At 42.6% G+C, this 20896-nt stretch carries 18 protein-coding genes and 2 tRNA genes; 4 read left to right on the plus strand and 16 right to left on the minus strand.

The genetic code is table 11. From position 1 onward, the window contains the following. Positions 1 to 30: 30 nt before the first annotated feature. On the minus strand, positions 31 to 1668 hold the full coding sequence (locus tag ACI2IW_RS02460) for a cardiolipin synthase (protein ID WP_404692523.1): 1638 nt from the start codon (positions 1666 to 1668) through the stop codon (positions 31 to 33). A gap of 301 nt (positions 1669 to 1969) precedes the next feature. Between ACI2IW_RS02460 and ACI2IW_RS02465 the strand changes: the two genes are divergently transcribed. Further along, positions 1970 to 2045 (plus strand) — tRNA-Val (locus ACI2IW_RS02465). Between the two features lie 37 nt (positions 2046 to 2082). Continuing rightward, positions 2083 to 2159: transfer RNA gene (locus ACI2IW_RS02470), tRNA-Asp, on the plus strand. A gap of 160 nt (positions 2160 to 2319) precedes the next feature. On the opposite strand, the gene modB is transcribed toward ACI2IW_RS02470, so the two are convergent. The 12 genes from modB to surE all read right to left on the minus strand — a co-directional run bounded on the left by modB (position 2320) and on the right by surE (position 12850). Continuing rightward, positions 2320 to 3018 carry a molybdate ABC transporter permease subunit gene (modB, locus tag ACI2IW_RS02475; protein ID WP_404692524.1) on the minus strand — a complete coding sequence of 233 codons (699 nt, stop codon included), beginning with the start codon at positions 3016 to 3018 and terminating at the stop codon, positions 2320 to 2322. Between the two features lie 46 nt (positions 3019 to 3064). Beyond that, on the minus strand, positions 3065 to 3907 hold the full coding sequence (modA, locus tag ACI2IW_RS02480) for a molybdate ABC transporter substrate-binding protein (protein WP_404692525.1): 843 nt from the start codon (positions 3905 to 3907) through the stop codon (positions 3065 to 3067). Further along, entirely contained in the window at positions 3900 to 4391 is a 492-nt protein-coding gene (locus tag ACI2IW_RS02485; RefSeq protein WP_201605369.1) for a molybdenum cofactor biosynthesis protein MoaE, read from the minus strand. The genes modA and ACI2IW_RS02485 overlap by 8 nt, the downstream gene beginning before the upstream one ends. Positions 4392 to 4468: 77 nt before the next feature. After that, a complete protein-coding gene (locus ACI2IW_RS02490) occupies positions 4469 to 4750 on the minus strand; it encodes a MoaD/ThiS family protein (RefSeq protein ID WP_160021603.1) in 282 nt (93 codons plus the stop codon). Between the two features lie 97 nt (positions 4751 to 4847). After that, the gene (gene moaC, locus ACI2IW_RS02495; RefSeq protein ID WP_404692526.1) at positions 4848 to 5354 is read right to left on the minus strand and encodes a cyclic pyranopterin monophosphate synthase MoaC; all 507 of its coding nucleotides are present in this window, start codon (positions 5352 to 5354) and stop codon (positions 4848 to 4850) included. A 30-nt stretch (positions 5355 to 5384) separates the two neighbouring features. Further along, the gene (locus ACI2IW_RS02500; RefSeq protein ID WP_404692527.1) at positions 5385 to 6089 is read right to left on the minus strand and encodes a molybdenum cofactor guanylyltransferase; all 705 of its coding nucleotides are present in this window, start codon (positions 6087 to 6089) and stop codon (positions 5385 to 5387) included. Positions 6090 to 6145: 56 nt separating this feature from the next. Beyond that, on the minus strand, positions 6146 to 6676 hold the full coding sequence (gene moaB, locus ACI2IW_RS02505; RefSeq protein ID WP_102078147.1) for a molybdenum cofactor biosynthesis protein B: 531 nt from the start codon (positions 6674 to 6676) through the stop codon (positions 6146 to 6148). A 127-nt stretch (positions 6677 to 6803) separates the two neighbouring features. Beyond that, complete coding sequence (moaA, locus tag ACI2IW_RS02510; RefSeq protein ID WP_404692528.1) at positions 6804 to 7916, minus strand: GTP 3',8-cyclase MoaA; 1113 nt, start codon at positions 7914 to 7916, stop codon at positions 6804 to 6806. Positions 7917 to 8046: 130 nt separating this feature from the next. Continuing rightward, the gene (gene glp, locus ACI2IW_RS02515) at positions 8047 to 9342 is read right to left on the minus strand and encodes a gephyrin-like molybdotransferase Glp (RefSeq protein WP_404692529.1); all 1296 of its coding nucleotides are present in this window, start codon (positions 9340 to 9342) and stop codon (positions 8047 to 8049) included. Positions 9343 to 9748: 406 nt separating this feature from the next. Beyond that, positions 9749 to 11047, minus strand: coding sequence for a lytic murein transglycosylase (locus ACI2IW_RS02520; protein ID WP_101206205.1), 1299 nt, complete (start codon positions 11045 to 11047; stop codon positions 9749 to 9751). 69 nt (positions 11048 to 11116) lie between these two features. Beyond that, entirely contained in the window at positions 11117 to 11905 is a 789-nt protein-coding gene (locus tag ACI2IW_RS02525; RefSeq protein ID WP_102092022.1) for a M23 family metallopeptidase, read from the minus strand. Positions 11906 to 12040: 135 nt separating this feature from the next. After that, positions 12041 to 12850: a 5'/3'-nucleotidase SurE gene (gene surE / locus ACI2IW_RS02530; protein ID WP_296135537.1), complete on the minus strand. Its 810-nt coding sequence runs from the start codon at positions 12848 to 12850 to the stop codon at positions 12041 to 12043. A 541-nt stretch (positions 12851 to 13391) separates the two neighbouring features. On the opposite strand from surE, the gene ACI2IW_RS02535 reads away from it, so the two are divergent. Both ACI2IW_RS02535 and ACI2IW_RS02540 read left to right on the plus strand, forming a co-directional pair. Further along, the gene (locus ACI2IW_RS02535) at positions 13392 to 13826 is read left to right on the plus strand and encodes an MCR_0457 family protein (protein ID WP_057759051.1); all 435 of its coding nucleotides are present in this window, start codon (positions 13392 to 13394) and stop codon (positions 13824 to 13826) included. A gap of 500 nt (positions 13827 to 14326) precedes the next feature. After that, entirely contained in the window at positions 14327 to 15493 is a 1167-nt protein-coding gene (locus ACI2IW_RS02540) for a D-alanyl-D-alanine carboxypeptidase family protein (protein ID WP_160021596.1), read from the plus strand. A gap of 183 nt (positions 15494 to 15676) precedes the next feature. Here ACI2IW_RS02540 and ACI2IW_RS02545 read toward each other — a convergent pair whose 3' ends face one another. The 3 genes from ACI2IW_RS02545 to bamB form a co-directional block, all read right to left on the minus strand. Next, positions 15677 to 17647 carry a sensor histidine kinase gene (locus ACI2IW_RS02545; RefSeq protein ID WP_404692530.1) on the minus strand — a complete coding sequence of 657 codons (1971 nt, stop codon included), beginning with the start codon at positions 17645 to 17647 and terminating at the stop codon, positions 15677 to 15679. A gap of 205 nt (positions 17648 to 17852) precedes the next feature. Further along, positions 17853 to 19274: a ribosome biogenesis GTPase Der gene (der, locus tag ACI2IW_RS02550; protein ID WP_057759046.1), complete on the minus strand. Its 1422-nt coding sequence runs from the start codon at positions 19272 to 19274 to the stop codon at positions 17853 to 17855. 392 nt (positions 19275 to 19666) lie between these two features. Then, positions 19667 to 20875 carry an outer membrane protein assembly factor BamB gene (gene bamB / locus ACI2IW_RS02555; RefSeq protein WP_102094331.1) on the minus strand — a complete coding sequence of 403 codons (1209 nt, stop codon included), beginning with the start codon at positions 20873 to 20875 and terminating at the stop codon, positions 19667 to 19669. Positions 20876 to 20896 lie beyond the last annotated feature (21 nt).

Here is a 20896-nt window from a genome sequence, read left to right on the forward strand (position 1 = left end):
GTAGATTACCTTACCCTAAAAATCCGAGTGCTACAATAAAGGACTGAACAAGCGCACGACATTATCAAACAAGCGTTTTGATCCGTGACGCTGTTGCCACTCATCACTATCCAAGATTCGACAGTTTTCTAAATAGACTTCCTGACAGTCCGCTACTTGGGCGACCATTTCTGGCGTATAAATCGCCAAACTGACTTCCATATTTAAATAAAAGCTGCGCATATCAATATTGACGGTGCCAAATAAACAGTAGTCATCATCGATAACCACTGTTTTTGCGTGTAGCAAACCACCTCTAAACAATGCGATCGTTACCCCTGCATCCAACAACTCTTGATAATAAGCCTGAGAAGCATGCTGTACCAAAAATGAATCCACCTTTTCAGGAACAATAATCGTCACATCAACGCCGCGCTTAGCCGCTATCGTCAGCGCACCCGATAGGGACTCATCAGGGACAAAATAAGGTGTGGTAATGCGAATGCGCTTATTGGCACGATGAATCACAGAAACTAACGTATTGTAAATCACATGAGCCGTTAGCTGCGGTGCTGAAGGTATTAGCTGCGCCAAGACTTTGTCCACGACAGGCATCTTTGGTACGACAATCGAGGTGGCGCCTATATCTGGCTGCTCATGATCATCAATCGTATCCGCCAATACCTTCACGCGGCTATTTAGATCATTGATGGTCGGATGCATCACATATAACTTACGAGTATAGTTATTAACCCGTTGATGCAGCTCGGCAAGATTGTCATTACTTTCAGCACCAATATCGGTAACAACCACTTTAGCCATCGCTGTATTGATACTAATCGAGTGCTGGCTAGTCGTTCGTAGCGCCACATCAATCCATTGACCAACGTTTTTATTTTGCTTAAAAAACCTTGGATCAACCAGATTGAAGCTGCCGATATAGCCAATATGTTCATCGATAACCACCATTTTACGATGATTGCGCAAATCAGAACGTTTAAATAATGTCTTAAACAACCCTACTGGCAATGACTGATGGACATAAACCCCTGCTTTTTCTAATTTGCGGTGCACGCTACTATTAATAAAGCTAAAACTGCCCACACTATCAGCCAATATATGACACTCTACGCCGCGTTGAGCCGCTACAGACAGCGCCTCTATAACTTCTAACACCTGTCCTTTTGGATAGACAATATAAAACTCCATAAGGACAATACGCTGGGCGGCATGAATATCTTCAATCAAACGCTGAAAAATCGAAGCAGGATCCGTCAACAGCTGCATTTGATGATTGGGAAATACACCAAACCCAGTCCAGCGCGTTCCTATTTGGCTAACACCGCGGTAGTTGGTTGGTAATAAGTCTTGCCCTTTATCAAAAATCAGATGCTCACGCCTTGCCATATCATTCATCAAGATGCTGGCTTGATCCACGCGTTCACGATAGCGTCGTCCAATCATCGGCTCGCCAAGCAGGATGTACGCCACAAAACCAAATACTGGCAACGTGTAAAGCACCGCAACCCACGCAATAGACACGCCAATATTGCGCTGCACAGAAACCACGCGCAGCGTCATTACTATCATAAGTACAATATGCAGCACCAGACCTAGACCCGCTAAGTCTCCCCAGGTCCAGCTGGTAAAAGTATCTTTAATAGTAAAAGTGTTTATATTGGCCTCCATCAACCGTGTTCAACGAATAAAGCATCCATAACGAGCAAAGCATCCATAGTATAGTAGCTTTTCACCTCTAAACAACAAATAATGATAATAAGTGTACTTTTAGAAATGCTATATAATACATGGCTTTGAGTGCTATTTTTGATAGATTACAAGTCCGATTTATAATTATTTTCTAAAAACATTAAAATAATATTTGACACCCAACAGTAAATCTATATAATACACACCCACAGCAACGGAGCTTAGTGACAAACTTAAGAGCTCAGTTGATGTTGAATAAATTGCCTAGCAATTGTTCGAAGGGTGATTAGCTCAGTTGGTAGAGCGTCTGCCTTACACGCAGAATGTCGGCGGTTCGAATCCGTCATCACCCACCACTTCTGAGCAAGTGGCTAAACAAGCTAAGAGACCTAAGCAGCGGTAGTTCAGTTGGTTAGAATACCGGCCTGTCACGCCGGGGGTCGCGGGTTCGAGTCCCGTCCGCTGCGCCATATTTAAAACAAATTCAAACCTTTGGGTTTAAGCAAGTTTCGCCTCAAGCATTAGATTGTTTGAGGTTTTTTTGTGTCTGTATATTCTACTTAGACATTGTTTATATAGCTGTTGCACTATCTAACACTTCTTAACTCGCATACAAATGTTTCAGTGCTATTAACGTTGACTTATTCGGCTCACACTAGCGATTAACGCTACCATCACTACACCCATAATAATCAAAATACCAGACATCATATGCGCCGCCTCATAGTTGAGCGCTTCTACCTGCTCATATATCGCAATCGATACTACTTTAGTTTCGCCTGAGATGCTGCCGCCTATCATCAGTACAACCCCAAACTCCCCAATGGTATGAGCAAAGCTCACCAAACTCCCCAAAATAATACCCACGCGCGCTTGCGGTAAGGCTACCTTGACGAAGCGGCGCAGACGACTGGGTTCTAAAAGATGCGCGACTTCCGTGACACTTTGCGGAATACGCAAAAACTGTGCATACACTGGCTGTATATAAAAAGGCAGTGAGTAAATAATAGACCCAACCACTAGACCTTCAAAAGTAAAAATAAGCGGACTAATATTGTGCTCAATCAGCCATTTACCGATACCCATACTTGGACTTAGCAGTAATAATAAATAAAAGCCAATAACCGTAGGCGGGAGTACCAGAGGCATGGCAATGATGCCCATGAGCAGAATTTTGAAACGCCCAACTGCCTTCTTTTGACTTGGTTTGGCAAGCCAATAAGCCATAGGGGTTGCAAACAACAGTAAGCATAAGGTCGTGATAGAAGCGAGCTTAATACTTACCCAAAATGGACTGAGCATATCTGACATAAGAGACTGGTCGATCATATAATGTCACGGCTCGTTTTATAGGTAGCGTGTCTAGGCTAACGGATTACTGAATGGGCAGGTAGCCTGCTTGCGCGAAGTGCTGTTGTCCTGCATCCGAGCGCAAGTAATCAGTAAACGCCGCTGCTGGGACTGTATTATTGATAACGATACCATCCTGCAGAATAGCTGGGTAGGACGCTATTGGTAAAGTAATAAACTGCTCAGGTTTGGCTTTTATCGCAACGAGTTGAGACTGCGCCACAAACCCATAATCCACGCTACCTGTATGGGCGTACTGAAATACTTGACCAATATTTTCTGCCTGTATCAGGCTTTTCTGTGCATTTAATTTTTCATATATCTTTTGTGATTGTAGATAAGCTTTTGCAGATGCCCCATAAGGAGCGAGTTCAGGATTGGCAATAGAAATCTTGCTATCATCTGTGAAACTAGCACTTGTAAACGCGTCAAGAAGCGATGCTGGCGTAAAATCATTCAAAGGTTTTGTGACACTATAGAGTGCAAGCTGACCTCTGGTATAGGTAAACGGTTGTACAGATTTATCACGCTTGTCATCAGACAGCTTTGCCGGAAACTCTTGATTGGCAGACAAGAATATATCATAAGGGGCTCCTGCCTTGATTTGAGCATATAGCTTGCCAGAAGACGCGTAAGTGACTTCGATATCTAAATTACCTTGATTCGACATATTGCTATCTGTTTGATAGCTATCAATGATATTAGGTAGGACATCAGATAAGTTGGCTGCCGCTGCGATACGTAAGGTTTGGTGCTCAGCACTTGTCGCAGCTGCCGATTCTGTATTCGTACTGTTATCTGCTGTACAAGCATTTAATGCCAGTAGCAAACACGCAGAGGTACTAATAGCAGCTAGTGACCTACCCATTATTACTGAGCCATTTAGATGAAGCATCTTCGTAATATTCTTGCTTCCAGACAGGTATATCTGCTTTGATGGTATCTAATATCCAGCGACACGCATCAAATGCTGGATAACGATGCGCTGACACTACCCCCACCCACACTGCCACATCACCAATCTCTAACGCTCCGATGCGGTGTATGGCAATAGCGTGAGTGATCTCAAAGCGCTTTTTGGCTTCTTCTATAATGGCGCGGCCTTGGTTGATTGCTAAGTCTTCATAACCGTAATACGTAAGACGATCGACGCTCGTAGCGTTATTATGATTGCGCACTCGCCCTTCAAAGCAAACAAACGCGCCGCAGCTGTCATTATCTAACGTACTTTTTAGCCTATCTTCGTCAATCACAATATCTAGTAGCGCAAAACCATCACGCTCAGCGATAAGGTAAGCTTCGTCAGCACTACGTTTGATGCTCATTGAATGATCGTGGACGTTGTCGGTCATTTTTCTTCTCTATTTATTATTTTCTCTTTGTAACCACTGAACAGCTACTGACAAAATGGACACTAATAAACGCTTGTCTAACCACCAGCGACTGGCGTGATGAAAACCACGCTATCACCATTATTTATCTGGTCAGTCCATTTGGCAAAGTAGTCATTTACTGCAACGCGTAGCTCCGACTGCGGACGGCTAAAGCGATGCTTTTGACTAAGCTGTTCGTATAGTTCAGTTAATGACGTATCCTGCTGTACGCTTACTGTCTCTTGCTGACAATTGGCCTCGTCAGCCAAACTGGCAAAATACATGACGTTAATATTCATCGTTGATTCGATATTAGTTGTCATATCGATAGCACTCATAAATCTCTCCATCTTATGCAAGCTTCCTTGCTTGGCATTTAGCATATCTTTATTGATTGACTAATTAATTGATGACGCACTCTGCAATATTGTCACTTTAAGCATGACTGTAGTCTGACTTACCACCTGTCTTTTTAACCAAATGAATATCATCTATAACGATGTCATGCGATAGCGCTTTAGTCATATCATAGATAGTTAAGCAGGCAACGCTGACCGCTGTTAACGCTTCCATCTCAACCCCTGTCTTATGCGTGACCTTGACCACCGCACTAACCGTGATACTGTTGAGCGCGTCATTGTACTCAAAGCTTAAGCCTATCTTGTCTAGCGGTAGTGGATGACAAAGCGGTATAAGATCATGAGTGCGTTTGGCCGCCATGATACCAGCGATATGAGCTGTTTGCGTGATGCTGCCTTTTTTGGTCATTCCATCAGCCGCTTTAATCTTCGCATAAATTTTACTGGGAAAGCGTACTTGTCCAGTGGCATTGGCTTCTCGCGTCGTTGCTGTCTTACCACTGACATCGACCATGGTAATATCACCATCACTATCTAAGTGAGATAAAGTAGATTGCGGATTTATCTGAACGCTGTCACTCATTTATATAACCTTTTCTATGTGATATTTTTATTATTTTGGTAGAGCAGCACATGCCTGCTTAAAATCTTCAGGCGTATTAAAGTTGGTCAGATTTTGCCACTCTTTGCTAAATGGTACGGAGTGTACAAAAGGTTGAATAAACTGCATTACTCTACGCTGTCCGCTATCTATATAGTTTTTCAAATCACGCTCAATGCTTAACTGATACAGCCCTAACAATGGATATAGGTGACTGTCATCTTTCAAGCAAATTACTTTTTTATCAGCAGCACGGCTTATTTCACATTTTAGTTTTTGCCACAAGTCAGTTGCTGGTATTAAGCTATCACAGCTGATAACCAGTAACCACGAAGCTTGTACGTTTTTTGATACGCCTGAATCATTCAAACCGTTCAATGTTTGTAAGGCTGATTCGATAGCGACCAAAGCGCCGCCAGTTTTAATCTGCTCATCATGCTCACTAGAGTCAACATCAGCACCATAATCAGCAATGTGAATAACAGGCACATTAGGACTTTCTGAATGGACATCTAAACCAGTTTGAAAGCCGCGACCATTATCTGCAATCAATATAGGAACCTGTAACTTGCTCGCATGACAAACATGGTAGTCTAGCAGCTGCTCACCTGACGGTAGCGTCAGCATTGCCTTAGCCGTTCCCATACGTCTAGATGCCCCGCCTGCTAAGATAACCACACCTGCCAAACCATCCAGATTATTTGAGTAATTTGTCATTTACCATTACCTGTCAGACTTGACTGTATATCACTCATAGCTCAATTATTTATAACTCAATCATGGCTAGGATTTTGTGCCAAAAAATGCGGTACAAAATTGCACGGACGAGTACGGCTATCAAACTGATCCTTTAAGATATTTTCCCAACCCGTACGGCAAGCACCAGAAGAACCTGGTAGACAGAATATACCCGTACCATTGGCCATGCCAGCAACTGCTCGCGATTGTACGGTAGACATACCGATCTCATCTTTTGAGATTAAACGGAACATTTCACCAAAACCATCAATTGATTTATCAAACAGTACACTCACAGCTTCTGGCATGCTGTCTCTAATGAAGAACCCTGTGCCGCCAGTGGTAATAACCGCATGAACGTCTGGGCTAGCAATCCAGCCACTAATGACTGCGCGAATTTGGTAAATATCGTCGGTAATTAGTTGACGATCTGCTAAATGATGCCCTGCTTCAGTCAAGCTATCTACTAAGTACTGGCCTGACGTATCTTCTGCCAGCGTACGGCTATCAGAAACAGTCAATACAGCAATATTAAGCGGTGTAAATTGTGCAGCAGGCTTACTCATAAATAATCCTTTATAGATGTCATTTTATAATTGTATTAAAGATCCGTTGAATCAAAAAACTATATTGAAAAACGATTGCATTGAAAAACCGTGTATATCAGCGTCATGATTGCAGACTCGAAATGTTTTATCCGCCGATTATCGATAGATTGTGCATGATGCCACTGTTAGAGTCATGCAAATGATGATGCTCAGGCTTGATTGGCATAAAACTATGTAAAGTGTTCACCAGTCCTTGGATATCGTCTTGCTGTAGGTATGGACGGATATCGTAGTTGCCTTGGTCAAACAGACACAAATGCACCTTGCCTTGGCTGCTTACGCGCAAGCGGTTACAGGTATCACAGAAGTGCGCCGCATATGGGGCAATCATACCGATACGACCGACATATTCAGGGTGGCTGTATTCTACTGCTGGACCATCGGCACTACCGCGCTCGTGCGGCTGCCAGCCATTTTCTAACAAGTAATCGGTGATAATATCAGACTGAGCATGCTGAGCAAAAAACAAATCGCTATTGTCACTGGTCTGCATAAATTCAATAAAGCGATAGGTTACTTGCCTATCTTTGACATAGTCGATCGCCGTGATTAAATTCTCAAAAGCAGTCTCTGCCATCAAGACACTATTTATTTTCAGCTTGATATCAGTCGTTTCTAACAATGTATCCATGTCAGCCAATATCTGCGGCAAGGTATCAAAGCCTGTCATTTTATGAAAAGTAGCAGCATCAAAACTGTCCATACTGATATTGAGCTGATCAAGTCCAGCAGCTTGCCAGTTGGCTATATGTTTACCCAATTTATAGCCGTTACTGGTCATCGCAACTGTCTCAATACCGTCCGTCTGCTTAATCGTTTCGATAATTTCGACAATATCACGACGAATAGAGGGCTCACCACCTGTAATTCTAACTTTTTTGGTACCTACTTGAGCAAAGCCGCGCACCAAGGTTGCAATTTCAGAGATACTCAGCTCATCATCAGGGCGCTTACCTTGATAACCATTTGGCAGGCAATACTCACAGCGAAAGTTACAAAAGTCAGTAATAGACAGACGCAAGTAGGTCAGACGCCGTGCAAACCCATCGGTTAGCGGCTGGTGATAGTCACTCATCTGCTCAGTGGGCATGACCAAGGAAGGCTCTATGTAGCCATCAGATAATGCCGGTGCCAAGCTCGGTGAATAGAGTTGCGGGCTGTCTATTTTGTGTTTGTCATCTATGTTGTCATCAATCATATGTTACTGCCATCAGTACTGCTTACTATAAGCACTACTTTATTATTCGTGTTTAGCATACCAGTGTAAGGTCATGGGATTGCTCTCTAACTTTGTGCGACCACCCTACAATAAATTGGCAAACGATGAATTAGCGATGTAGCCAAGGAAACGGTTGTACAACGACGTCATTACCAGCTGCTACGTTCCCACTATCTTTATCCAACACAATGAAGCAATTAGCGCGGCTCAACTGTTTAATTCTATGTGACTGCTGTCTTGAGAAGCACTCAACTTGATAATGACCTGTATTATCTCGTGACAATACGCCACGCTGAAAGTCTTTGCGGCCGGGAGATTTTCTGATATCACTGATGAGTTTGGCCTTGATCGTTAGCGGCATCGGCTGCTCTGATACGCTAGCACCTGACATTTGCCACAATGCAGGAATCACAAACTGTAACGTACCCACAACCGTAGATAGCGGATTGCCCGGTAGGCCAAAATACAGTACTGGCTTATCGAGATTTTTATTCAATTCACCAAATACAAAAGGCTTACCAGGCTTCATCGCCACTTTATAATGGTTAATCCGACCTAGTGTTTCAATCACATTGGTCAAAAAATCATAGTCACCAACAGAGACACCTGCTGTCGATATCAGTACATCACAGTCCTGCATGGCCTCATTGACTGCGATAGTTGTCTGCTCTAGGTTATCAGGAATAATGCCATAATCACGAATAGTGATAGGCAGATCTGATAGCAAGCTTTTGAGCGTTGGGGTATTCGAGTTATATATTTGGGCTAGACTTTGCAGTTCATTGTCAATAGCTACAAGTTCATCACCTGTTGCCAACACGCCTACGACAAGCGGCTGGAACACGTTCACTTGGCTAATACCAAGGTTAGCCAGTAAGCTAATATCTGCAGGATTAAGTCGTTTACCAATTTTTAAAACGGCTTCACCAGACTCAATCTCTTCGCCTTGTGAGCGGATATTATCGTCAACTTTGGCCGTTTGCGTGAGTTTGATGTAATAAGGTCGAGATTTATCAACGGTCGCTTTGATATCTGCAAAATTTGTATTCTCTTGCATAATGACCGTATCACAGCAATCAGGCACGACTGCACCCGTAAAAATCCGCACCCCTTGCCCTGCTGCTGCCTTACCAGTATAAGCACTACCAGCCTGCGACTCACCAACGATTTCAATAGTACTGCTTTCTGATAACTCACTACCTTTGGCAATCGCATAGCCATCCATCGCAGATAGATTCTGTCGCGGTACATCAAAGGGCGAAGCAATATCTTGAGCCAGTATATGGTTTAGGCTGCCCAGCAACTCTAGAGTGTTAACGGCTCTTTTTTGTAGTGGAAAGTCAGTAATATGATAATTATCTATCCGTTGCTGTATCGCAGCTTGTAATTCTTCCATGGTAATCATAAGGTCACGCTCTTTCTGTCGTTCTAATTATTCGTAATCGAAACTGTTATTTAAAATGGCCATTGAAAACTGTCACTAAAAACTATGAGTAAAAGTCATCGTCAAAAAACACATTATCTAGAGTCTATCATTCAAAGTATCAACTTTCTTGTATTAACCTTGTCCTGATAAGTTTTGAATAAAACCAGAGTACACTGGTCTTAACATTTGATATTTATTGCATTGTCCATTATGTTAAAGATGTCAGCAAAATCAGACATAGATTGAGACAAAAAAAGCACCTTGGCAAGGTGCTTTTTGTAGAACAAAGTAAATTATCGTTTGTTGGCTAGTGGCTAATTAATAATGGCTAAATACTATTAAAAAGAACCACTTTTATACAGTGTATAAATACCGTCAGCCTACCTCACCATCCAGCCAATGAAGACGCACTGTTTTGAGTGATAAATCCATCTGGCGTTTGGCCGTTATCTGCTTGCCAGCGCTGGAATGCCATACGAGTATTGGTACCCACAATACCATCAGCGCCTTTGGTATCGTAACCCATACTAGTCAACCGACGTTGTAAGTTAGTCACTTGCGTGGTCGATAATGGACGCTCATAACGAGGCCAAGATTTTTGCAACCCGCTTTGTCCATTAATCGTTTTGCCTAGTAGACTAACGCCCAACGCATAACTTGATGAGTTGTTATAGACTTTAATCACATCAAAGTTTGGGCTCAGCAATAATACGGGACCGTCTTTACCAGCGGGTAACCATAGCTCCATCTGAGTATTGGCGTCTAAGTAAACGTCCGCTATCGTATCGACACCCATCGCAGCCCATCTAGCAGCAGGTTGTTTACTACCAACCACTGAGTAATCAAACGATGCTGGCACCGTTGCCTCATAAAACGGTGCTAAGCCACGAACCCAACCTGAATTGCTAAGATAGTTGGCCGTCGAGGCTAGTGCATCACCAGTCGCCCAAGGATTGCGATGCCCATTGCCATCACCATCGACCCCTTGTTTGAGCCAAGTCTCAGGGATAAACTGGGTTTGTCCCATACCACCTGCCCAAGAACCGTCCAACTGTGACCATGATACATCACCGCGTTGTAGCAGTGTCGCTAACGATAGCAACTGCGTTTCAGCAAACTCTTGACGACGACCATCATAGGCAAGGCTGGCAAGCGAACTTGGCAAATCACTATTACCGGTCACAGCGCCATACGATGACTCCATGCCCCATATCGCAGCGATAATCTCTGCATTGACCCCATACTGAGACTCTAGCTGAGACAAATAAGCACGCTGCTCGGCAAATTTACGCTTCCCTACACTGACGCGTCCACTTGATACCGCAGAATCTACGTATTCCCACGGCATCTTGGAAAACTCGGGCTGACCTGAATCTAATGAGATGACTTGCTGGTTTAGATAAGCAGAATCAAGCAATCGACCAATAACTTGGGCATCATAGCCTGACGATATGGCACGCATAGAAAAGTCTGACTTCCAATCAGAAAAGCTACTATAGCTAGGCTTGGGCGCAGGCTGCGGTTTTACGACTGGTGCAGGTGTTGGTTTGACCTGAACGGTTTGGGTTTGAGTAATCTCAACGCCGCCTTGACGAACAGGCTTACTTTGCATTGCCTGCTGGCTTGTACACCCGACCATCACTAATGCTGGCATAAGGGTGAGGTATTGCTTTTTTAATCTCATAAAAAATCTCAAACATGAATAAATAAAATGGCTCACAGTGGCCAAGCTATCCGTAGCTATTATTTAAGTCTAACGCCCAAGTACGCTACGTGGGTCAATAGGATTACCATTTAAGCGAACTTGAAACTCTAAGCCTACCTCATTGGTCTGACCACTGCTACCCATACTAGCAATACGTTGGCCACGCTGTACTGTATCGCCCTCTTGCACCAATAATTGGCTATTGTGGGCGTAGGCTGTGATGTAGTTATCACTATGACGAATCATAATTAGATTGCCATACTCTGGCAGACCGTTGCCTGAGTAAAGCACAGTTCCTGATTGGCTGGCAAGTACTGGATCACCAACTTTGCCCGCAAACCACATTCCCATATTGCCCGTAGCAGGGTCAATATTACGAGTCACTGGGTTACGCGTAGGATAATCATAACCAGAGGTCGAGTTGGCAGTGGCCTCATAAGCTGGTGTTTGAGATTGGGTCACAGGTGGCGTATAAGTTGGTTGCGTTTGAACTGGAGCACTGTAGCTATTGTTACTTGCAGTGGTTGCCACATTGCCTTGCCATAGTTTGAGCCATTGGCCACTATAGATGGTGTATTTACTATCTAGATTGTTCATCGCTCCGATTTGGCGGTAGTTCAGACGATAGCGCGCTGCAATCTGGCTGACCGTATCGCCGCGTTGTACACGGTGATAGTTAGGGACGCCTTGCGCGTTAGTAATAATCTTAGGACCTGCTTGGTTTGCTGATTGATAGGTAGGCTTCGTTGCACAGCCAACGACAGATAGAGTAGCGACTGCCATAGTACCAATCAACGCGGCTTTAACAAGGTGCGATCCAGCTATGATTTTTTTCATACAAGGTTCCTATTCTTTGTGTTGCTCATTCATTGTTTAATCATTCAAAAGCGCTTGATATCATACAAGAGTCTTCTGATATTCTCATAACACGTCAGTGTTTAATAAGCCGGTATGGACTATATCTTATAGAATTTATAGCGCGAGTGTTGATAATCTCTCCAGCGCTGCCGTTGGCGTATGATGTAGGCGTACTGGTGATAAACTGACATACCCTGCCGCTACAGCCTGATAATCTGTCATCATATCTTGTATCGCATCGATTGACGTCTCTGATGGTCGCTCATTTTTACCTTTTCGTAGAGACAACCAATACGCATCTCGACCGCGTGGGTCTATCATATGGCGTACTGGCTGAGCAGCCTGCTTATGGCCTAGCGAGGTTATTTTTCGACCCTTGATATCATCGGCATGCTGCACATCAGGAATATTAACGTTTAATACATGATAGGGCAAACTTTTGAGCATCTCTAAAACCGAAGTTTCAGTAAGCAGCTTGACGATTTCATGTGCGGCCACTTGATAATCACTGGCTGATTCTTGCCCGCCGTTTTTGACACCCCCGCCTACCAAAGACGTTGCTATAGCAGGAATACCAGATAGTTGCGCAGTCAATGCAGCACCGAACGTACCAGAGAACATCACATCCTGTCCCAAGTTAGCCCCTGAGTTAATGCCTGTAATCACGCAGTCAAAGTCACTATCACGATATAACTCATGCAGTGCCAAATAAACACAGTCAGCTGGTGAGCCATTTACCGCTACAAATCCAGAAGGCAGCTGATGCGTATGCAGTGGTCTTGAAACACTTAACGCACTGGCATAACCGCTTTGTTCATCGTTCGGGGCGACGACCACCACTTCACCAATAGTCGATAATGCCTGAGATAGTGCCAATAATCCTGGCGCATACACACCGTCATCATTACTAATTAAAAATCTCATTTCTGCTCAGTATATGGTTAATATTTTATTAGCTGTCTTTCTACATCTCTATTTGATAATTCTGCTATCGCGCCATATCTGTCCAAGATATGGCATAAAAATACGATGCTCATATTTAAAATGAAAACATGATACTCTAATTCTTCAATGACATGACGTCTCAGTCTAGCGAAAAAGAATCATTTTGATAGCATGGGCGATTATAACTGAATAATATAAAGACACGAACCCTGTCTTTAGCAAAGTATCACTCTCATCTCATACTAATGATTATATGAGAAAAGTAGCGTGACAAATATTTGTATAGAGCGGATGACAACCAGTAGATTAAGCATCGCGTTACAATACGCAACACCCCACAACAATACAAACCGATGTACTGATACTGAAGTAACGTCATTAGGGTATGCTACTGATATGTTGCTAAAAAATGGTTTTGGCTCACAAGATATCTACACATAAATCAATATTTTATGTGACTTTTGTTTTTTTACCGATTAACATATGACCATTAAATAAAGACGAGCGAGTGTAATACTGAATGAATAAACAATCGATATTATCTATAGCTTCTGTGATAGCAAATACTGCCTCAAAAGTTGGGATTGCAGGACTGATAACGTCTGTTGCTATGCTGTCTCAAGCTTCTAATGCTGCGAATAACTCTGGCACTACCATTCCGCTAGACATGTCTGGCATCAACATTACTAAGCACGAAATTGCGGTGATGCAGGTACTATCAGAGATATGCCCACCAATGCTAAATGGTAAGCAAAAACAGCGGTTCTATAAGTCGTACACTGTACAGCTGCATGAGCTAATGCCTTCTCTAGAAGATCCAAAAGCGGCTATTCAATATTTATCTACACAGCAAGACTATCGCCAGATACTACAAGGTATTCGTAGTTGGACGATGGGTTTCTCAAAGCAAGAAAACAAAGCACTATGTGAAGATTTGGCAAACGCAGATTACTAGACAACTAGCTAGTTTGATTCAGCGACTAGCGTCTTCTGCTTAATGTGTTAATAATATTGCTATTAATGATAATAAAATAAAAGCTATGTACTCTTTATAACATCGGTTAAGCAAATATTATCAACTGATTGTTTAGATATCTGTAGCATCAAAGCTTGCTGTCACTTTACTTGTTATTCACAAGCAGTGCAGCAGGCTTTTTTGTGAGCGTTAAATTTTTATTACAGAGACTGGTCAGATGATAGTCAGAACAAATATATGATAGGTCTTCATTTTTCTTTTCAAACTTGCCTTATTTTTGCATTTATCGATTCCCCATCGGTAGTCATTTTGCTAAGATAAGGCGTTAATTTTATGTCTATTGTGTAGGCGTTACTATTTTCGTCGATACATTATTTTAAACACTGCATTTAAGACATGCTGCTTAAAATAATGTATGGAAATAGGTACAAAACATAAGCGATAGATACATTTGGTTCCATGATGCGGTGTAATGATATATGACAGTAAAGCGTGTAAAAAATCAGCTGATACAGCTGGTAGTTGGTGTAAGTATCTCGATGAGTGCAGTAGTGGCAAACGCAGCCATTCAACCACCTGAAATGGACAATACTGCCTATGTGTTGATGGACTATAACACTGGCGAAATTTTGGCTCAAAAGAACGCCAATGAGGCGCTGCCGCCAGCATCTCTGACTAAGATGATGACCAGTTATATCATTGAGCAACGCTTAGCATCAGGCGACCTGAAAGAAGATGAACAGGTATTGATGAGTCCAAACGCATGGTGCCGTGGTAGCAGCAGCCAATCTTGTATGTATGTGCCTGTGAACAAAACCGCCAGCGTCATCGATATGCTACGCGGTATTATTATTCAATCAGGTAATGATGCATCGAAAGCCATGGCTGAACATATTGCTGGTAGCGAAGCCTCGTTTGCAATCTTGATGAACGAACAAGCGCAAAAAATTGGCATGGAGAACTCTAACTTTGTCAATGCTACGGGTATGCCTGATGAAGGTCATTTAGCATCTGCTTTGGATTTGTCTAAACTCGCGCGCGCTATTATCAAAAACAGCGGCGACTACTATAGTATCTACGCAGAAAAAGAGTTCACTTATAACGGTATTACCCAAGGTAACCGTAATGCTCTGCTGATTACTGACCCAACTGTTGATGGCCTAAAAACTGGCCACACTGATGCAGCAGGCTACTGCTTGGTTGCATCAAGCAACCGTGAAGGCATGCGTCTAATCTCTGTCATTATGGGTACCAAGAGCCAACAGGCTCGCGCTGATCAGTCACGCGAACTACTTAACTGGGGTTTCGGTCACTTTACAACGGTTACCAAGGCGCCTGCTGGGCAGTTCGTTAGTAAGCTTCCAGTATGGTTTGGAGAAGCTGACGAGGTAGAGCTTGCAACTGGCGACAACTTGCAAATCCTAACCAGTAAAACCCAGAAAAACAAAATTACCACAGTGGTGGATATTCCTGAGAGTTTAGAAGCACCGATCAAAAAAGGTCAGGAAGTTGGTAAAATGATGGCTGTCATTGATGGTAAAGCGGTAGCCTCAGTTCCTATCATTGCAACCAACGATATCGAACAGTCAGGCTTTATGAGCCGTACGTGGGAACATATCGTACGCTGGGTAAAGAATCTTCTCTAAGAGAAACCTTTAAAAAGCAATTCTAGCTAAAAACTGTTTAAAAAAAAGACGCCTCAAAATGGGCGTCTTTTTTCTTTTTATGCTTACTTTAATTCAACAGTGCTTCGATAGTAAAAAATATGAAAAATGCTACCTAGTAAATTAAATAAGCCTAACTAGGAACACCGATTTAATAGAACCGTACTACGTCCAAACCAACCATTGTTTTAATAAGTCGCTTAATGCTTTGTCTTTATAAGTAGCAATATGACAATAGTCAATGCCAGCTGCTTTTAAACCATACTCAAAACTGTCTACATAGCGCGCCCGATGCTGCGGATACCAATATACCAATAACGCACGATGCTCGCTCTTACTGCCCTCATCGCTTTCATACTGACGAATGCGCTTGGCTAGTATCTCAGCTTTTTCTGGGAAAACATCTTCAGCAAACATTACCATGTCAACTTTCTGCTTACGCATCTCCTCTATGACGAGTTGGTTACCTTGGCGACAAATGATCGTAGCACCTAGGTATTCCAGTTCCTCTAACAAGGAGCCTGTCTCATGATAGTAATAATAAATAATCGTTAGGCCAGACAATAAGCGCTGCTGTTTTGATTGCTGTTGATTGGGCATCGCTATGGTCAGCGTAAACTGCGTACCTACACCAAGCACACTATCAACATCTATAGTAGCACCCATAAGCTGTGCCATTTGTCTAACGATAGGTAAGCCAACGCCTGAGCCTTCATACTGGCGAGTTTGCGACGAATCTACCTGAAAGAACGGATTAAATATATCGTCTAGGTGTTCTTTATCAATACCAATACCCGTATCTTTTACGCTAATTTGCCAACGATTACTTTTATTAAAATGTGTCAGTTGCGACGTAATCGTAACTTTTCCGACAGGCGTGAACTTAATCGCATTATTGAGCAGTATCGATAGTATCTGATATATTTTTTCTGAATCACCATATAGGCTATAGTCTATATGATGAATATTACTGATTAACTCTAACCCTTTTTGCGTAGCCATATTTTCAAACTTAGCTAACAGATCAGCGATTAGCTGTAATGGGTTAAACTCATTTTTATGAATTCTTATCTGGCCTTTTTGGATCTGGTTCAACTGTATAATATGATCTAACGACAATACCAATTTATCACTACCACTACTGATAATCTCTACCGCGTCTTTTTGCTCTCGGTTTAGCGCCTCATGATCCAATAGTTGTAAACCGCCTACAATTGCATTCAACGACGTTTTTAACTCATGAGAAATCATACTTTGAAAATTATGCAATTGCACATCAAGTGACACGTCTTTATTGTGCAATTGCTGTTCAAAAGCTGCAAGGGTTTCATAACCTTGCCGTGCTTCTTGTAAACGATTGAATAAAACAATTAATGCTTTTTTGATTTGGGTCAGTTCTTGAAAATTGAATTGCTGCGGGATGACTGGCAGTTGCTCTAGATTTGTGTTGTTTATGACAATGTCACAAACATCAGTTAACACTTCAATATCTTTAACTGGCCAATTAAGCTTTCTAAAAATATATAAGGCAAACATAACAATCATTACCACTGTTGTTAGCCATAACCACAGGATATTTTGGAACCAATGTAAACGTAGCAACTCTACGTCCATCGTAATATTAATATAACCAATCAATGTGCTATTTTCGGTAGCTATATCAGTCGTCTCATCTGGCGCTGACGATTCGCTCATAATGTTTGATAAAGCCAGTGCCAACTGCTGATTGGAATCAGACTCATTGGACGCGGCACTATTGGCATCAAGGTCTTTACTAATCACTGGATAGTTGAAACTGACCGTATGCGCAAATAAAGCATTTTTCCAATCAGCAAGCGACTGGTCTATATCTTCAATTGGCTCAGAGGTTGAATAGAAAACAATACTTTGAATCATCGGCTCATTCTCTAACAAGATATTGACTTGTTCAGCCACAACATCTGCCCCATCTGCAGTCGATGCGCTAGTCGTTAGTAGCGATGCCAATTGCTGAATATACTGTTCTTTTTCTTGATAGTGATGCACTAAACCATAAAGAAAAGGCAATAAAAAACCTGCCAGCACTGCCAATACGACAGCTTGTATGACAGAACGCCAGATAAGTACGGGGATGGTTTGAGACGAACGGTTGTTCATATCACTCTACTGAGTCGCGTGCAGCTTTCATTTATAGTACAGGTATTTTAAAGATGTGATAAGTAAAACATTTGAGTATTTTTTGAAACTAAGATAGCTATTTATAAGCCCAAACTATAGCGTATTAATAGAAAAATGTCATCGCGCTATCGAACGCGATGACATTAATCATAAAGCTAAAGATATAACGCCTAAAATACGAGAATTAACGAGGCTTTTTATCTTTGGTAGTAAATTTCTGTGATCTATTACGCTCACGTTGACGCAATTGCTGAGCTTTTGCCTTAGTCGGCGTGTCGCTCTTATTCGCATATGGGTTGTCATTTTGCTTCAAGATAACGTTAAGCGGTGTGCCTTCTAGCTTAAACACTTGACGGAATTGATTCTCAAGATAGCGCTGATAGCTCTTAGGAAGCGCACTGGTTTGGTTACCATGAATCACAATAACGGGTGGATTGTGACCACCAATATGCGCATAACGTAACTTGATACGACGACCAGCAACGGTCGGTGGCGGATTGGCCGTTACCGCATCTTGCAAAATCTGGGTCAAACGGTTGGTCGATACTTCGAACATCGAAGATTTGTATGCACGCAAGATAGACGGATATAAATTACCGACACCTGTACCATGTAATGCTGAAATCAAATGTATTTTTACATAAGGGATAAAGCTAAAACGGCGATCCATCTCAAGCTTGATATAGTCTCTTTGATCTTGTGTTAGACCATCCCATTTGTTGATCGCAACGACTAACGCTCGTCCAGCGTCAAGCGCATAACCAATCATATGCAAATCTTGGTCCACGATACCTTCGTGAGCATCAATAACAATCACAGTTACGTTAGAATCTTCAATCGCTTGCAAGGTCTTGATGACAGAGAACTTTTCTACTTTTTCATCGATTTTACCACGGCGACGTACACCAGCAGTGTCGATCAAAACATAGTCGCGACCTTCACGCTGATAAGGAATATAAATACTATCGCGCGTCGTGCCTGGCATATCGAATACCACTACTCGGTCTTCGCCAAGCAGGCGGTTGACGAGCGTTGATTTACCCACGTTTGGGCGACCGATAATGGCAAGCTTCAAGCCTCTTGGTTCTACTATGTTTTCTTGCTCAGGCATATCAGCCGTTAGCACTTCAAGCAAATTGCCCACACCGCGACCATGACTGGCTGCCATCGGATATGGCTCGCCCAATCCTAATGCATAAAACTCAGCAGGTGCTGCATCATGTACGCCATCGACTTTATTGGCAACAACATAGACAGGCTTGCCTAACGTATGCAAAAACTTACCAATTTCAGCATCAGCGCCAATCATACCGGCACGAGCGTCAACGACGAATACAATAATATCTGCTTCATGGATTGCTGTATGCGACTGCTCAGACATATAGTCATCAATATTACCGCTACCATCGTCAGCTTCACCGATACCACCCGTATCTACAACGATAAAAGATTTATCTTCATAAGTTGCATCACCGTACTGACGGTCACGAGTCAATCCTGAAAGGTCAGCGACCAATGCCTGCCGACTTTTTGTGAACTGATTAAATAAGGTGGATTTACCGACGTTTGGACGACCAATTAAGGCGACCACAGGCTTGATACTCATGGGTTACTCTCAGTGAAAGGCACAATGACGGGCAGTACAGTTATTCTTATAACCAGTGACATAACAATAGTAATAGATATGCTGCAATTGACCGTGAATTAAAATGAATGATAGAACAATAGCAAAAATAATAGATGGCTATTTTACGATTAAAAATAGTATATAGGATGGCTTCATAATACCTATTATACATAAATAAGTAGTATATATGGATAGCACATCGGTCGCATAGAGTACGCGAAAGCCTGTGTTTAAACAAGCAATTTACACAAGGCACAAACGCTGACTAAGCAGCGTTTGTGTTTTATAAATGATAATCAAGAATAGGCTTAAGGGCTATAGTGAAATATTACACTTCGTTGATTATCTATAAGCACCTATCTATATAGTTATTAGCGCACTAACTGCCAGATAGCAACTTGTCCTGACGTACTTTGAGTCATTAAACGGCTACCTTGGACTTGCAAGTTGGTCAACGCACCTTTTGTCTCTACACGACTAACGATGCTACCCGTAGCAGGGTCAAACAAATGCACTACGCCATCGAAATCACCAATGGCAATATAGTTGCCAATCATCACAGGATTGGTAAGATCACGATAAGCCAATTCGTCACTTTCCCATAGTGTCTCGCCACTGTTGCGATCATAAGCAACTACTTTGCCATCTAGACTGGTAGCGATAACTTGCTGAGGATTTACCGCCAGTGATTTGAGACTCGCAATTTCATTGACGAACATCACCTGACGCGAGGCCAAATCAATACCCAATAGCTGACCACTATAGCTGATCGCAAACAACTGATTTTTATCTAAGATAGGTTTGCCATCGACATCGCTCATGCGCTCAACTTCACTACTACCAGCACCTACGCCAACACGTCTTGACCATAGCGGAAGACCATTATCGACAGTAATTGCATGCAGGCGACCATCAGCTGTTGCTAAAAGCGCTGTCTCATTGTCTAATAAAGTTGGCGCAGCGCTACCGCGAACGCTGATAGCAGGTACTTGAGTTGCGAACTGCCATACTGATTGTCCGGTTTGTAGTGACAGACCATGTAAGAAACCATCATTTGCTGATAATACCACACGATTATTGGTAATCAGTGCTGGCGTCAAAACCGAACCTGATAACTGCTGCTGCCAGCGTTTTGCACCAGTCGTGCTATCAAACGCCATGACCTTGCCACCACGAGTACTAACGATAGATGTCTGACTTAATGCATCTACTGCAACACCGCCGGTGATTTGGTCATCAACATTGATTGACCATATGCGCTCGCCTGCGCTATTAAACCCTGACAGTTCACCACCACGTGATGCAGTAACGATTTGACCATTGGCATAGCCAACTTGCAAATCTAACGGATCTTTTTTGCTGGCTTTTTTGTTGCCAACATCGGTACTAAAAACAGGCTGTAGTACGCTAATCGGCTGAGCGATTTGTACCAATTTTACCGGATCATTCACGACCGGCTTAATACCGCGATTACATCCAATCACTGCCGTGCTCATTACTGCCAGTACGGCCACATGCATGACTGTCTTTTTGATAGTCTTGGTGTTTAACATTTTGCTAGAGCGAATAGATTGAGTCATTGTATGTTCTCACTACAGATA

This window comes from Psychrobacter sp. NPDC078501 (assembly GCF_044900935.1).
Taxonomy (GTDB): Bacteria; Pseudomonadota; Gammaproteobacteria; order Pseudomonadales; family Moraxellaceae; genus Psychrobacter.